Source organism: Pseudomonas urmiensis (assembly GCF_014268815.2).
Classification (GTDB): Bacteria; Pseudomonadota; Gammaproteobacteria; order Pseudomonadales; family Pseudomonadaceae; genus Aquipseudomonas; species Aquipseudomonas urmiensis.
This window is the reverse complement of record NZ_JABWRE020000001.1, coordinates 3,113,729-3,128,059: the sequence shown is the minus strand read 5'-3', so window position 1 is coordinate 3,128,059 and position 14,331 is coordinate 3,113,729. Positions and strand designations below refer to the sequence as shown.

The following is a 14,331-nucleotide window of genomic DNA, read 5'->3' as shown; positions in this document are numbered from 1 at the left end:
GCGTGGCTCCAGCTCAGTTATCGCGGGGCAAGCCCGCTCCCACGACGCGCGTTAGATCAGCGTCTCGATCCGCAGCGTGTTAGTCGTTCCCGGTTTGCCGAAAGGCACACCGGCGGTGATCAGCAGCGTGTCACCGCGGCTGGCCATGCCTTGCGCCTGGGCAATTTCCAGCGCCGTCGAGCAGATCTCATCGACCTGACGCAGGCGGTCGTTGACCACCGAGTGCACACCCCAGGTCACGCTCAGGCGGCGGGCGGTCACCAGGTTCGGCGTCAGGTTGAGGATCGGCGCGCGTGGTCGCTCACGTGCCGCGCGCAGGGTCGAAGCACCGGACTCGCTGTAGTTGACCAGCACCGCCACCGGCAGGATGCCGCTGATGCGGCGGATCGCGCAGCTGATCGCATCCGACATGGTCGCCTCGGCCTTGGGCCGGCCGACGTCCAGTTGCGCCTGGTAATCCGGGCCATTCTCGACCTGGCGGATGATCTTGCTCATCATCTGCACCGCTTCGAGCGGGTAGTCGCCCGAGGCGGTCTCGGCCGACAGCATCACCGCGTCTGCGCCTTCGGCCACGGCATTGGCCACGTCGGTGACTTCAGCGCGGGTCGGGGCAGGGGCGAAGCGCATCGATTCGAGCATCTGCGTCGCCACCACCACCGGCCGGCCCAATTGACGGCAGGTGTTGATGATGCGTTTCTGGATCTGCGGCACGCTTTCGGCCGGCACCTCTACGCCCAGGTCACCGCGGGCGACCATGATCGCATCGGACAGCTCGGCGATTGCCTGCAATTGATCGACCGCCGAAGGCTTCTCGATCTTGGCCATCAGGTAGGCACGATCACCGATCAGTTGGCGTGCTTCGATGATGTCCTGCGGGCGTTGGACGAACGACAGCGCCACCCAGTCCACGCCCAGTTCCAGGCCAAAGGCCAGGTCGCGGCGGTCTTTCTCGGTCAGCGGGCTGAGCTCGAGCACCGCTTGCGGCACGTTGACGCCTTTGCGATCGGACAGCTCGCCACCGGCCAACACCTCGGTGTCAATCGCGTCGCTGTGCTTGGCCGTCACCCGCAGGCGCAGCTTGCCGTCGTCGAGCAACAGGTCCATGCCCGGTTCCAGCGCGGCGATGATCTCGGGGTGCGGCAGGTTGACCCGGCGGCTGTCGCCTGGGGTGCTATCCAGATCCAGGCGCAGGGCCTGGCCGCGTTGCAGCTGGACCTTGCCGTCGGCAAAACGGCCGACGCGCAGCTTCGGCCCTTGCAGGTCCATGAGGATGCCCAGCGGGTAGTTCAGCTGCTGCTCGACTTCGCGAATCCACTGATAGCGCAGGGCGTGGTCGGCGTGTTCGCCGTGGCTGAAGTTGAGGCGGAAGATGTTCACCCCGGCTTCGACCAGTTGGCGAATGTCATCGACGCCGTTGATCGCAGGGCCGAGGGTAGCGAGGATTTTGACTTTTTTATCAGGCGTCATGATTGGGCAGTCTCAAGGATCAGGATGGCGCGGAAGTCGTTGACGTTGGTGCGGGTCGGTTCGGTGACGATCAGCGCATCCAGCGCGGCGAAATAGCCGTAGCCGTTGTTGTTGTCCAGTTCATCGCTGGCTGACAGGCCCAGGGCGGCGGCGCGGGCGAAGCTCTCCGGGGTCATGATGGCGCCGGCGTTTTCTTCCGAGCCATCGATGCCGTCGGTGTCACCGGCCAGGGCATACACGCCCGGCACGCCCTTGAGGCTTTCGGTGAGGCTGAGCAGGAACTCGGCGTTGCGCCCGCCACGGCCGTTGCCGCGCACTGTCACGGTGGTCTCGCCGCCGGAGAGGATCACGCAGGGCGCCTTCAGCGGCTGGCCGTGCAGAACGATCTGCCGGGCAATGCCGGCATGTACCTTGGCCACTTCGCGTGACTCGCCTTCCAGGTCACCCAGGATCAACGGGCTGAAGCCGGCTTGGCGGGCCTTGACCGCGGCCGCTTCCAGCGACTGCTGGGGCTTGGCGATCAGTTGGAAATGGCTGCGGGCCAGGGCCGGGTCATCGGCCTTGACGGTTTCCGAGGCGGGGTTGTTCAGCCAGTCGATGACGGCCTTGGGCGCATCGATGTTGTAGCGCTTGATGATCGCCAGGGCATCGGCCGAGGTGCTCGGGTCGGCTACGGTCGGGCCGGAGGCGATCACCGTGGCCAGGTCGCCCGGTACGTCGGAGATGGCGTAGGTGTACACGGTGGCCGGCCAGCAGGCCTTGGCCAGGCGTCCGCCCTTGATCGCCGAGAGGTGCTTGCGCACGCAGTTCATCTCGCCGATGGTCGCGCCGGACTTGAGCAGCGCCTTGTTGATCTGTTGCTTGTCGGCCAGGGTCAGGCCCTCGGCCGGCAATGCCAGCAGGGCCGAGCCGCCGCCGGACAGCAGGAAGATCACCCGATCGTCTTCGCACAGGTTGCTGACCAGTTCCAGCACACGCTTGGCTACCGCCAGGCCGGCGGCATCGGGAACCGGGTGGGCAGCTTCGACCACCTCGATCTTCTGGCAGTTGGCGCCATGGCCGTAGCGGGTCACGACCAGGCCGGAGACTTCGCCCTGCCAGCTTTTTTCGACCACTTCAGCCATGGCCGCGGCGGCTTTGCCGGCGCCAATGACAATGACCCGGCCGCTACGGTCGGCGGGCAGGTGGGGTTCGAGGACCTGGCGGGGGTGGGCGGCAGCGATGGCTGTGTCGAACAGCTCGCGGAGTAATTGTTGCGGATCGACCGACATGGCAGGCTCCCAAATTCTTGTTGTTCTGCAAAATCGAAAACGCCCCTGGAACTGCCTCCGTGCAGGCTGAACCAGGGGCGGTGTTGCGCGTTGCCAGCGATGGCCTGTGGTTGCAAGTTCATCGCTGGTGGATTCTTCGCGGGCAAGCCCGCTCCCACAGGTAATCCACAGTTCTCAGGTTCAGCGCTGAACCTGTAGGCGCGGGCTTGCCCGCGAAGAGGCCAGTGAGGCTAGCAATGGCTTACTTGTCGCCGCGGATCGAGAAGTTGGCCATGTGCTCCAGGCCTTTGATCAGCGCCGAGTGGTCCCAGTTGCCGCCACCGAGGGCGACGCAGGTGCTGAACACTTGCTGGGCGTTGGAGGTGTTGGGCAGGTTGATGCCCAGCTCCTTGGCGCCTTGCAGGGCCAGGTTCAGGTCCTTCTGGTGCAGGTTGATGCGGAAGCCCGGATCGAAGGTGCCTTTGATCATGCGCTCGGCATGCACTTCGAGGATCTTCGAGGAAGCGAAGCCACCCATCAGTGCTTCACGCACCTTGGCCGGATCGGCGCCGTTCTTGGCAGCGAACAGCAGCGCTTCGCTGACAGCCTGGATGTTCAGGGCGACGATGATCTGGTTGGCGACCTTGGCCGTCTGGCCGTCGCCATTGCCGCCAACGCGGGTGATGTTCTTGCCCATGGCTTCGAACAGCGGCAGGGCGCGCTCGAAGGCTTTCGGGCAGCCACCGACCATGATGCTCAGGGTCGCGGCCTTGGCACCGACTTCACCGCCCGACACCGGCGCGTCGAGGTAGGCGGCGCCGGTTGCCTTGATCTTCTCGGCAAAGGCTTTGGTGGCAGTTGGCGAGATCGAGCTCATGTCGATCACCACCTTGTTCGGGCCAACGCCTTCGCCAACGCCGTTTTCACCGAACAGCACGGCCTCGACCTGCGGGGTGTCGGGGACCATGACGATGATGAATTCAGCTTCCTGGGCCACTTCTTTGGGGTTGGCCAGGGCCACCGCACCAGCGGCGATCAGGTCGGCCGGGGCGGCGTCGTGGTGGGTGGAGACGAACAGGCTGTGACCTGCTTTTTGCAGGTTCTGGGCCATGGGCTTGCCCATGATTCCGGTGCCGATAAATCCGATTTTAGCCATGAGAATTTGCCTCTTTGTATTTGTGATATCTCAAGCGAACCAAGGCCTCTGTGGGAGCGGGCTTGTCGAAGCGTCGAACCGCTGCGAAACAGGCGATGCGGTGGATGGCACCGGCTGTGCTGGTGTTCGCGGGCAAGCCTGCTCCCACAGGGTTTGTTGTTTCACAGAGGGCCTGTGTTCAGCCCTTCAGATAGCGTTATGGGTCTTCAGCCAGCCCAGGCCAGCCTCGGTGGTGGTCAGCGGCTTGTATTCCGCGCCCACCCAGCCCTGGTAACCGATGCGGTCCAGGTGCTCGAACAGGAAGCGGTAGTTGATCTCACCGGTGCCTGGCTCGTTGCGGCCAGGGTTGTCGGCCAGCTGGATGTGGTTGATCAGCTTCAGGTTGGCTTGCATGGTGCGAGCCAGGTCACCTTCCATGATCTGCATGTGGTAGATGTCGTATTGCAGGAACAGGTTGTCGCTGCCGACTTCGGCCTGGATTTCCAGGGCCTGTTGGGTGGTGTTCAGGTAGAAGCCTGGGATGTCGCGGGTGTTGATCATTTCCATGACCAGGCGAATCCCGGCAGCCTTGAGTTTGTCGGCGGCGAACTTGAGGTTGTCGACGAAGGTCTTGCGCACATCGGCGCATTGCAGGCCTTGTGGACGAATGCCGGCCAGGCAGTTGACCTGGGTGTTGCCCAGGACCTTGGCGTATTCGATGGCCTTGTCGACGCCGCTGCGGAACTCTTCGACACGGTCCGGGTGGCAGGCGATGCCGCGCTCACCCTTGCCCCAGTCGCCGGCAGGCAGGTTGAACAGCACCTGGGTCAGGCCGTGGGCGTCGAGCTGCTGCTTGATCAGGTCGGCGCTGAAGTCATACGGGAAGAGGTATTCGACACCGCTGAAGCCAGCGTCGGCGGCGGCCTTGAAGCGGGCCAGGAAGTCCTGCTCGGTGAACAGCATGGACAGGTTGGCAGCGAAGCGAGGCATGGTTGTCTCCTTTGCAGATGAAGGCCCCCGGCACAACCGGCGCGGGGGCGTCAGGCAATCAGTCGAGCATCGAGATCGCAGTTGGCGCGTCGTTGCCAACCAGGGCGAGGTCTTCGAACTCGTTGACCGCGTTGATCTCGGTGCCCATGGAAATGTTGGTCACACGCTCGAGGATCACTTCAACCACGACCGGCACGCGGAATTCTTCGGCCATTTTCTGCGCCTTGAGCAGGGCAGGGGCGATCTCGCCTGGCTCGAATACGCGCAGGGCCTTGCAACCCAGGCCTTCGACCACGGCAACGTGATCGACACCGTAGCTGCCGGCTTCGGTCGAGTTGATGTTCTCGAACGCCAGTTGTACACAGTAATCCATGTCGAAGCCACGCTGCGCCTGGCGGATCAGGCCAAGGTAGGCGTTGTTCACCAGCACGTGGACGTACGGCAGGTTGAACTGCGCGCCGACTGCCAGTTCTTCGATCATGAACTGGAAGTCGTAGTCACCCGAGAGGGCAACGACCTTGCGTTGCGGGTCGGCCTTGACCACGCCCAGTGCTGCTGGAATGGTCCAGCCCAGCGGGCCGGCCTGGCCGCAGTTGATCCAGTGGCGTGGCTTGTAGACGTGGAGGAATTGCGCGCCAGCGATCTGCGACAGGCCGATGGTGCTGACGTAGCAGGTGTCCTTGCCGAACACTTGGTTCATTTCTTCGTAGACGCGCTGCGGCTTGACCGGCACGTTGTCGAAGTGAGTCTTGCGCTGCAGGCTCGACTTGCGCTGTTGGCAGTCTTCCAGCCAAGCGCCACGGTCCTTGAGCTTGCCAGCGGCTTTCCACTCGCGCGCCACTTCGAGGAACACATCCAGCGCCTTGCCGGCGTCAGACACGATGCCCAGGTCCGGGGTGAACACACGGCCGATCTGGGTCGGTTCGATATCGACGTGAACGAACTTGCGGCCTTCGGTGTAGACGTCGACGGAACCGGTGTGGCGGTTGGCCCAACGGTTGCCGATACCGAACACCAGGTCGGATTTGAGCAGGGTGGCGTTGCCGTAGCGGTGCGAGGTTTGCAGACCGACCATGCCGACCATTTGCGGGTGGTCGTCAGGGATGGTGCCCCAGCCCATCAGGGTCGGGATGACCGGTACGCCGGTCAGCTCGGCGAACTCGACCAGCTTGTCGCTGGCATCGGCGTTGATGATGCCACCACCGGCAACCAGCAGGGGGCGCTCGGCGTCATTGAGCAGGGCCAGGGCCTTCTCGGCTTGCACGCGGCTGGCCGATGGCTTGTTGACTGGCAGTGGCTCGTAGGCGTCGATATCGAACTCGATCTCAGCCATCTGCACGTCGAACGGCAGGTCGATCAGCACCGGGCCCGGGCGGCCGCTGCGCATTTCGAAGAAGGCCTTCTGGAAGGCGTAAGGCACTTGGCCTGGCTCCAGAACAGTGGTGGCCCACTTGGTCACTGGCTTGACGATGTTGGTGATGTCGACTGCCTGGAAGTCTTCCTTGTGCAGGCGTGCGCGCGGCGCTTGGCCGGTGATGCAGAGGATCGGGATGGAGTCGGCGGATGCACTGTACAGGCCGGTGACCATGTCGGTGCCGGCAGGGCCGGAGGTGCCGATGCACACGCCGATATTGCCTGGGTTGGCACGGGTGTAGCCCTCGGCCATGTGCGAGGCACCTTCGACGTGACGAGCGAGGACATGATCGATGCCACCGACTTTTTTCAGGGCCGAGTACAGCGGGTTGATGGCAGCCCCTGGGATGCCGAACGCGGTATCTACACCTTCACGGCGCATGACCAGAACGGCTGCATCGATTGCTCTCATTTTGCTCATGGGTTGTGCCTCATCGATTTTGTAATTGTATACAACTTGCTCTGCGCCAGAGTGTATTCACGCTCGGCGGCTTAGGTCAATCCATTTTCATCGGGACGGGTGGCTTTCGTCGGGATGCCTATGAAAACGGCGTTTCGTCTGATCGTGCACGATCGTCTAAAAATATTGTATACAAAAACAGTTGCCGTTGTGTTCTATTTGTCCAATCGAATTTCAACTGCCCTCAGGGCTTCTCACAACAAGAAGAGGACCTTTGCAATGACTACATTGACTCTGAAAGTCGCTGTCAGCGTGGTGAACGCCGCGCTGGCCGCTGGCCGCAAGATCAACGCCGCGCCACTGACCGTGGCGGTGCTCGATGCCGGTGGGCATCTGCTGGCGCTGCAGCGTGAAGATGGCGCCAGCCTGTTGCGGCCGCAGGTGGCCACCGGTAAAGCCTGGGGCGCGATTGCGCTGGGCAAGGGCTCGCGTCTGCTGGCGCTGGATGCGCAGCAGCGGCCGGCGTTTTTCGCTGCCTTGAACGGGCTGGGTGAGCGGCCGGTGGTGCCGGCGCCGGGCGGTGTGCTGATTCGTGATCAGGACGGCAAAGTGCTGGGAGCGGTGGGGATCAGCGGGGATACTTCGGATATCGATGAGCAGTGCGCGATCAGTGCGATCGAGGAGGCGGGGTTGACTGCCGATGCGGGCGTTGCGGCTTAAGCGATAGTTGTCAGTTGCACCCCTATCGCGGGGCAAGCCCGCTCCCACGAAGACTGCATGCCACCTAGGGACAGTGCAGGTAGTCCACGTGGGAGCGGGCTTGCCCCGCGATTGCGGCTCTCAGGCCGCCTCGGGTTCACATCCCTTCAGCACCAGGCGAATGATAGTCTCCGCCGCCGCTTCATAATCACTGTCAGCCAACTTGGCCTTGCCGGTGACTGCCGAAATCTGCCAATCGAAATCCGCATAGGTCTGGGTCGCCGCCCAGATGCTGAACATCAGGTGATGAGCATCGACGGGGGCGATCTGCTTGCGATCGATCCAGCGCTGGATGCACTCGATGTTGTGCCTGGCCTGTTCGTTGAGCTGCTCGACCTGGCTGGGCGACAGGTGCGGCGCGCCGTGCATGATCTCGCTGGCGAACACTTTGGAGGCATGTGGCAGGTCGCGCGAGATGCGGATCTTCGAGCGGATGTAGGAACTCAACACTTGCTTGGGGTCACCATCGGCATTGAACGGCGTCGAGGCCTGCATGATCGGCGCGATGATGCTTTCCAGGACCTCGCGGTAGAGGTTGTCCTTGGATTTGAAGTAGTAATACACGTTCGGCTTGGGCAGGCCTGCCTTGGCCGCGATGTCGCTGGTCTTGGTGGCGGCGAAGCCCTTGTCGGCGAATTCCTCGCTGGCCGCGCGCAGGATCAGTTCCTTGTTGCGCTCGCGAATGGTGCTCATGGTCAGGGATCTTCCTCGCAATGGTCGCCTCTAAGAGGGATCGGCCATGGTAGCACCGGCCTTGACGGGCGCTCAAGGCAGGGTGTTTGGGCTAGAATTCGACGATTCACTCAATGGGAAACCGGCAAACATGGCAGGAAGCAGTCTACTGGTACTGATCGACGACATCGCCACGGTGCTCGACGATGTCTCGCTGATGACCAAGGTCGCGGCGAAAAAGACCGCTGGCGTGCTCGGTGACGATTTGGCACTGAACGCCCAGCAAGTCACTGGCGTGCGTGCCGAACGGGAAATCCCGGTGGTCTGGGCGGTGGCCAAGGGTTCGTTCCTGAACAAGCTGATCCTGGTCCCGGCGGCGCTGTTGATCAGTGCCTTCATTCCTTGGGCGGTGATCCCGTTGCTGATGCTGGGCGGGGCTTATCTGTGCTTCGAGGGCTTCGAGAAGCTGGCGCACAAGTTTCTCCACAGCAAGGCCGAGGATGCCGCCGAGCACGGCGCCCGCGCCGAAGCGGTGGCAGATCCGAATGTCGATCTGGTGGCCTATGAGAAGGACAAGATCAAGGGCGCGGTGCGCACCGACTTCATCCTCTCGGCGGAGATCATCGCCATTACCCTGGGTACGGTGGCCGACGCCCCGCTGGCGCAGCAGATCATCGTGCTGTCGGGTATCGCCATCGTCATGACCATTGGTGTGTATGGCCTGGTGGCCGGCATCGTCAAGCTCGATGACCTTGGCCTGTGGCTGACCCAAAAAGCCTCGGGTGCGGCGCAGGCGGTGGGGAACGCAATTCTGCGCACCGCGCCGTACATGATGAAGAGTCTGTCGGTGATCGGTACTGCGGCGATGTTTTTGGTCGGCGGCGGGATTCTGGTGCATGGCATTGCGCCGTTGCATCATGCCATCGAAGCCTTCAGCGAAGGGCGCGGCGGGGCACTGACCGGGGCGTTGCTCAATGGGCTTGCCGGGGTGGTTGCCGGGGTCGTGGTGCTGGTGGTGGTCAGCGTGCTGGGTAAGGTTTGGCGGGTGGTACGTCCTGCTAGCTGATGTCAATCGTGGGGAGCGAGCTTGCCCTGCGATTGCGTCGTCAATGAAATCGCTATCGCGGGGCAAGCCCGCTCCCACAGGTTCAGCAGCGTTATACCTGTAGGAGCGGGCTTGCCCGCGAAGGGCCGCAGAGCGGCCCCGAACACTCAGATCAGAAGTGCACCTTGACCAACAGGCTCGCGGTGTTCTGGTCGGTGGTGAACGCATCGGAATCCTTGATCCCGTACTTGTTCTTCCAGTAGTCGTATTCGATACCGACGTACAGCTGCTTCTCGCCAAAGTGCAGCGCCTTGCCCAGGTCATACTTGATCTGTGGGTTGAAGTGCAGGTTGGCCTGATAGGTGCCGCGACGGTTCTCGTCGTTATCCACCACCCAATCCATGAAGCCATCGATGAGGATGTCGGACGAGCCGACCGGGATGGTGTACGACCACACTGGGGTGATCTGCCAGACGTTGTCACCGGGGCGGCTGCCATCGGTGGTGCGCTGGTAGAAGTTCAGCTGGAAGTAATCGAAGCCTGGGATATCCAGGTCAAAACCAGGACCGATCAGGTACGCCTCGGTATCACCCTCGCCGAACTCGTAGGTCATCGCCAACAGCACGTCTTTGACCGGGCCGAAGGCGATCTTCTGATCGAAGATCTTGCCGAACGACAGGCGCGGGCTGATCTCGCCGTAGTAGGTGTTGGGGCCATTGCTGGCGTCTTTCTTGCCCTGGTAGAAGATCTTGTCGACAAAGATGAAGTTGTCGCCGTACTTCCAACCATCGGCGTGCTCGAAGGTGAAGGTCTGCTGGGTCTCTGGGTTGACCTTGAAGTTCTTGCCCCAGAGGTAGGTCAGGCTGTTGTTCTGCCACTGCAGCAGGTCACCGGCGACGCTGGCGCCAGAGGCCAGCAGGCCGCCAGCGAGGATCAGGCTATTGATGGTACGCATTGCGTGTGTCGCTCCCTTGAGTCGGATCTGTTGTCAGCGCTCGGTGGCGGCGCTGTTCTTGTCTTTTGAGTCAGCTTTTTTCGAGTGGCCACAGCTATTTGGCAAGAGCTGCGCCAACTTTCCGGGTTGGTCACAACCATCCTGCTCGACGTCTTTCTGAACGGATGAAATGGGTAACTTGAGGCTGGCAAAACGTTGGCCAACCGCCCGAATTCATTGACTGAGCGGTCAGTAAACGCAGGCAGAAATCATTCTGCCCTGAGCGAGGGGGCGCGCAGATTACTCACTTGCGCGCCGGTCCTCAAGTGCTCCGTCCTGGAGCACTACTCACCAAACTTGGGCGTTTGGTCAGATTCTTAGAAGTGCACCTTCACCAGGGCGCTGGCGACGCTTTGATTGCTGTCGACATTGCCGCGGCTGTCGATGCCGTATTTGTCTTTCCAGTAGCTGTATTCAAAGCCCACATACAGCTGCTTGGCGCCCATGTTCAGAGCCTTGCCCAGGTCATATTTGACCTGTGGGTTGAACTGCAGGTTGGCGTGATAGGTGCCGCGGCGGGTCTGGTCGTTGTCCACTACCCAGTCGATGTAGCCATCGATAAGGATGTCGGAGCGTCCCACTGGGATGGTGTAGGACCAGGCCGGGGTAATCTGCCAAACGTTGTCACCGGGGCGGCTGCCTTCGGTGTTGCGCAGGTAGAAGTTCAGGGTGAAGTAGTTGAAGCCGGGAATCCCCAGGTCGAACCCGGGGCCGATCAGGTAGGCCTCGTTGTCGCCTTCGCCGCGCTCGTAGGTCATGGCCAGGAGCACGTCCTTGACCGGGCCGAAGGCGAAGCTCTTGCCGGTGATCTTGCCCAGCGACAGGCGCGGGCTGAACTCACCGTAGTAGGTGGTCACGCCTTTGCTTGGGTCGGCCTTGCCGTTGTAGAAGATCTTGTCGACGAACAGGAAGGTGTCGCCGTACTTCCATTTGTTGGCGTGCTCGAAGGTAATGGTCTGCTGGATGTCGGGGTTGACCTTGAAGTCTTTGCCGTACAAGTAGGTCAGGCTTTCGCCGTGCCATTGCAGCCATTCGCCTGCATGCGTGGGGAGGGTGGCCAGCAGGCTGCTGCCCAGCAACAGGGACGAGGTGATGCGCTTCATGTTGTGATTCCCGGACTTATTGTTTTTGTTGGGGTTTTTTTGGCGCAAACGCGCCCCGGGCGGCCCATTCCGGCGGGCCGACGGTGTTGCGGTACGACGAGGTTGAAAAACGGGGTGGCCGACCGCGCCACCCCGCGCACTCAGTGCTGGTGACAGGCGTCGTTATGCGCCGCCCGATCAGCGCCACCGAGGATGTTGAACAGCACGTTCAGCACCAGGGCACTGAGCGTGGCCATGGCGATACCGCTGTGGGTGATCGGTTCCATCCACTGTGGCATTTGCGCGAAGAACTCGGGCTTGACCACCGGGATCAGGCCAAAGCCCACGCTGACCGCGACCAGCAGCTGGTTGCGGCGGTCGGAGATGTCCGCCTCCTGCAAGATCTTGATCCCGGTGGCGGTGACCATGCCGAACATGGCAATGGACGCGCCGCCAAGGACCGCAGGCGGGATCGAGGCGATCAGGTAGGCCGCCTTGGGCAGCAGGCTCAGGCCGATCAGCAGCGCACCCGCGACCACCGTGACGTAGCGGCAGCGCACGCCGGTCATCTGCACCAGGCCGATGTTCTGGGCGAACGAGGAGTGGGTGAAGGTGTTGAAGAAGCCAGCGACGAACGAGGCGCCGGCGTCGCACAACAGACCGCGGCGGAGCATGCCCGGGGTCACTTCGCGATCGGTCACTTTGCCCAGGGCCAGGAACATCCCGGTGGACTCGACAAAGATGATCACCACTACCAGGCACATCGACAGGATCGGCGCCAGGCTGAACGTCGGCATGCCGAAGTGCAGCGGCGTGACCACTTGCAGCCATGGCGCCTGGGCCAGGCCCGACAGGTCGACCATGCCGATCGAACCGGCCAGGATGTAGCCCAGGCCCATGCCGACCAGCACCGAAACGTTGACCCAGAAGCCGCGCATGAAGCGGTTGATCAACAGGATCACGGCCAGCACCAGGCCCGCCACCATCAGGTAGATCGGCGAGCCGAAGGTCTCGGCCTCATGCCCGCCACCGGCCCAGTTGACTGCCACCGGGAACAGCGACAGGCCAATCGAGGTAATCACGGTGCCGGTGACCAGTGGCGGGAAGAAGCGCACCACCTTGGACATGAACGGTGCGATCAGCATGCCGAAGAAACCGGCGGCGATGGTCGCGCCGAAGATCCCCTGCAGGCCGACGCCGGGCATGCCGGCCATGGCCACCATGCTGCCGACCGCAGCAAAACTGGCGCCCATCATGACCGGCATGCGAATGCCGACAGGACCGATACCGAACGATTGGATGATGGTGGCAACGCCTGCGACCAGCAGGTCGGCGTTGATCAGGAACGCGACTTCTTCGCGCGACAGGCCAGCGGCCTGGCCGATGATCAGCGGCACGGCGATCGCGCCTCCGTACATCAGCAGAACATGTTGCAAACCTACCAGGATCAGCTGAAACAGGGGCAGGGGCTGTCGTGGCGGCGCAACGGGGATGTACGCCTTGGGTGACTCGGACATGCAGCACCTCGAGTTTTGTTCTTATTCTCGGATCCAAGCGCTGGGTCTCAATCGGCAAGCTCTGGTTAGAAAGCTAGGGGTTCCCGGTTGAGGCCTGACGCTCGATGCTTGCTTGTTGCGTACTGCGTATAGCGTAAGCGGCAAAGCCACTGCGTCTGTAGGAGCGGTGTTGCCCGCGATGGCGATAGTGCACGCTCTATCGCATTCGCGGGCAAGCCCGCTCCTACAGGTTGACGCGTCGTTGCCGCTGTCTCGATCAGTTGACTGGGGCGCCTTTGGCAATCCAGTCACCGACCAACTTGCGCTCCTCGACGGTCATCTGGGTGATGTTGCCCAGCGGCATGATCTGGCTGGCGACCGCTTGCGCTTGGATGCGCGCGGCCTGGGCCTGGATCTGCTGCGGGGTGTCGAACATCACACCGCCAGGGGCGGCGCTGAACAGCGGGCTGGTTGGCTTGGACGAGTGGCACACGGTGCAGCGTTCCTGGATGACCGTGTGGATCTTGTCGAAAGCGCCACCGGCGGCCTGGGTGCTGGCCTGAGCTGGAGCCTCGGCCGCTGCGGCAGGCGCTTGGGCGGCTTTGGCAGCTTCTTCGGCGCGCAGTTCGGCAGCGGTCTTGCCCCCTACAGCGGTCGCTGGCAGCGGCTGGTACTCGACCTGCGCGGCAGCCTGCTCAGGTGCGGTGGGCAGCGGCTTGGGACCGGTCACATAGGCCAGGCAGATCATCGCCAGGGCGCCGACAGGCAGGGTCCAGGCGAACTTGTTGCTGTCGTGGCGGGTGTTGAAGTAGTGACGGATCAATACCGCAGCCACGGCGATCCCGGCCAGGATCAGCCAGTTGTACTGGCTGCCATAGGTGCTCGGGAAGTGGTTGCTGATCATGATGAACAGCACCGGCAGGGTGAAGTAGTTGTTATGACGCGAGCGCAGCAGGCCCTTGGCCGGCAGTACCGGATCAGGGGTCTGGTTGTTCTCGATTGCCGCCACCAACTGGCGCTGGGCCGGCATGATGATGCGGAACACGTTACCGACCATGATGGTGCCGATGATCGCGCCGGTGTGCAGGTACGCGCCGCGACCGCTGAATACCAGGCTGAAGCCCCAGCAGGCGGCGATGATCAGCACGAACAGCACACCGCCGAGCAGGGCGGGGCGCTTGCCCAGTGGCGAGTCGCAGAGGAAGTCGTAGATGAACCAGCCGGCGACCAGCGAGCCGATACCGATCGCCACGCCTTCGGCACCGCTGAGGGTGCTGCCTGGTGCCAGCAGGTACAGGGTCGGGTTCCAGTAGAACACCACGCACAGCAGGGCGATACCGGACATCCAGGTGAAATAGGCTTCCCATTTGAACCAGTGCAGGTTCTCAGGCATTTTCGGCGGGGCCAGCTTGTACTTCTCCAGGTGGTAGATACCACCACCATGGATGGCCCAGAGATCACCTGACAACCCATCGCGCGGGTTGCTTCGATTCAGGTGGTTCTCGAGCCAGACGAAGTAGAACGATGCACCGATCCAGGCCACGCCGGTGATCATGTGAACCCAGCGAATGCTCAGGTTCAGCCATTCGTGAAGGTGTGCTTCCACAGTATGTACCTCTTGCCGGTCA

General features: G+C 62.4%; 12 protein-coding genes. 2 read left to right on the top strand and 10 right to left on the bottom strand.

What is annotated here, in order from left to right; genetic code table 11:
• Positions 1 to 51 precede the first annotated feature (51 nt).
• The 5 genes from pyk to gcl all read right to left on the bottom strand — a co-directional run bounded on the left by pyk (position 52) and on the right by gcl (position 6,676).
• Positions 52 to 1,467: a pyruvate kinase gene (gene pyk, locus HU737_RS14110; protein WP_186556265.1), complete on the bottom strand. Its 1,416-nt coding sequence runs from the start codon at positions 1,465 to 1,467 to the stop codon at positions 52 to 54.
• Complete coding sequence (locus HU737_RS14105) at positions 1,464 to 2,738, bottom strand: glycerate kinase type-2 family protein (RefSeq protein ID WP_186556266.1); 1,275 nt, start codon at positions 2,736 to 2,738, stop codon at positions 1,464 to 1,466. Before HU737_RS14105 ends, pyk begins: the two co-directional genes overlap by 4 nt.
• Before the next feature lie 241 nt (positions 2,739 to 2,979).
• Positions 2,980 to 3,873 carry a 2-hydroxy-3-oxopropionate reductase gene (locus tag HU737_RS14100; RefSeq protein WP_186556267.1) on the bottom strand — a complete coding sequence of 298 codons (894 nt, stop codon included), beginning with the start codon at positions 3,871 to 3,873 and terminating at the stop codon, positions 2,980 to 2,982.
• Positions 3,874 to 4,059: 186 nt separating this feature from the next.
• The gene (gene hyi / locus HU737_RS14095) at positions 4,060 to 4,842 is read right to left on the bottom strand and encodes a hydroxypyruvate isomerase (RefSeq protein WP_186556268.1); all 783 of its coding nucleotides are present in this window, start codon (positions 4,840 to 4,842) and stop codon (positions 4,060 to 4,062) included.
• 58 nt (positions 4,843 to 4,900) lie between these two features.
• On the bottom strand, positions 4,901 to 6,676 hold the full coding sequence (gene gcl, locus HU737_RS14090) for a glyoxylate carboligase (protein ID WP_186556269.1): 1,776 nt from the start codon (positions 6,674 to 6,676) through the stop codon (positions 4,901 to 4,903).
• A gap of 258 nt (positions 6,677 to 6,934) precedes the next feature.
• Here gcl and HU737_RS14085 point away from each other — a divergent pair, with 258 nt between their 5' ends.
• The gene (locus HU737_RS14085; RefSeq protein WP_186556270.1) at positions 6,935 to 7,375 is read left to right on the top strand and encodes a GlcG/HbpS family heme-binding protein; all 441 of its coding nucleotides are present in this window, start codon (positions 6,935 to 6,937) and stop codon (positions 7,373 to 7,375) included.
• Between the two features lie 120 nt (positions 7,376 to 7,495).
• Here the strand turns inward: HU737_RS14085 and HU737_RS14080 are convergent, their stop codons facing one another.
• On the bottom strand, positions 7,496 to 8,107 hold the full coding sequence (locus tag HU737_RS14080) for a TetR/AcrR family transcriptional regulator (RefSeq protein ID WP_186556271.1): 612 nt from the start codon (positions 8,105 to 8,107) through the stop codon (positions 7,496 to 7,498).
• A 130-nt stretch (positions 8,108 to 8,237) separates the two neighbouring features.
• On the opposite strand from HU737_RS14080, the gene HU737_RS14075 reads away from it, so the two are divergent.
• Positions 8,238 to 9,152 carry a DUF808 domain-containing protein gene (locus HU737_RS14075; RefSeq protein WP_186556272.1) on the top strand — a complete coding sequence of 305 codons (915 nt, stop codon included), beginning with the start codon at positions 8,238 to 8,240 and terminating at the stop codon, positions 9,150 to 9,152.
• Between the two features lie 151 nt (positions 9,153 to 9,303).
• Here the strand turns inward: HU737_RS14075 and HU737_RS14070 are convergent, their stop codons facing one another.
• The 4 genes from HU737_RS14070 to HU737_RS14055 form a co-directional block, all read right to left on the bottom strand.
• Positions 9,304 to 10,086, bottom strand: coding sequence for an outer membrane protein OmpK (locus tag HU737_RS14070; RefSeq protein WP_186556273.1), 783 nt, complete (start codon positions 10,084 to 10,086; stop codon positions 9,304 to 9,306).
• A gap of 356 nt (positions 10,087 to 10,442) precedes the next feature.
• Entirely contained in the window at positions 10,443 to 11,228 is a 786-nt protein-coding gene (locus HU737_RS14065; protein ID WP_186556274.1) for an outer membrane protein OmpK, read from the bottom strand.
• Positions 11,229 to 11,368: 140 nt separating this feature from the next.
• The gene (locus HU737_RS14060) at positions 11,369 to 12,724 is read right to left on the bottom strand and encodes a nucleobase:cation symporter-2 family protein (protein ID WP_186556275.1); all 1,356 of its coding nucleotides are present in this window, start codon (positions 12,722 to 12,724) and stop codon (positions 11,369 to 11,371) included.
• Positions 12,725 to 12,980: 256 nt separating this feature from the next.
• Positions 12,981 to 14,309: a urate hydroxylase PuuD gene (locus HU737_RS14055; RefSeq protein ID WP_186556276.1), complete on the bottom strand. Its 1,329-nt coding sequence runs from the start codon at positions 14,307 to 14,309 to the stop codon at positions 12,981 to 12,983.
• Between the last annotated feature and the right edge of the window lie 22 nt (positions 14,310 to 14,331).

Bases quoted from the DNA above. Each gene is read 5' to 3' on its own strand.
- pyk (WP_186556265.1), bottom strand. From the start codon at position 1,467: ATGACGCCTGATAAAAAAGTCAAAATCCTCGCTACCCTCGGCCCTGCG.
- HU737_RS14100 (WP_186556267.1), bottom strand. From the start codon at position 3,873: ATGGCTAAAATCGGATTTATCGGCACCGGAATCATGGGCAAGCCCATG.
- gcl (WP_186556269.1), bottom strand. From the start codon at position 6,676: ATGAGCAAAATGAGAGCAATCGATGCAGCCGTTCTGGTCATGCGCCGT.
- HU737_RS14075 (WP_186556272.1), top strand. From the start codon at position 8,238: ATGGCAGGAAGCAGTCTACTGGTACTGATCGACGACATCGCCACGGTG.
- HU737_RS14065 (WP_186556274.1), bottom strand. From the start codon at position 11,228: ATGAAGCGCATCACCTCGTCCCTGTTGCTGGGCAGCAGCCTGCTGGCC.
- HU737_RS14060 (WP_186556275.1), bottom strand. From the start codon at position 12,724: ATGTCCGAGTCACCCAAGGCGTACATCCCCGTTGCGCCGCCACGACAG.
- HU737_RS14105 (WP_186556266.1), bottom strand. From the start codon at position 2,738: ATGTCGGTCGATCCGCAACAATTACTCCGCGAGCTGTTCGACACAGCC.
- hyi (WP_186556268.1), bottom strand. From the start codon at position 4,842: ATGCCTCGCTTCGCTGCCAACCTGTCCATGCTGTTCACCGAGCAGGAC.
- HU737_RS14085 (WP_186556270.1), top strand. From the start codon at position 6,935: ATGACTACATTGACTCTGAAAGTCGCTGTCAGCGTGGTGAACGCCGCG.
- HU737_RS14070 (WP_186556273.1), bottom strand. From the start codon at position 10,086: ATGCGTACCATCAATAGCCTGATCCTCGCTGGCGGCCTGCTGGCCTCT.
- HU737_RS14080 (WP_186556271.1), bottom strand. From the start codon at position 8,107: ATGAGCACCATTCGCGAGCGCAACAAGGAACTGATCCTGCGCGCGGCC.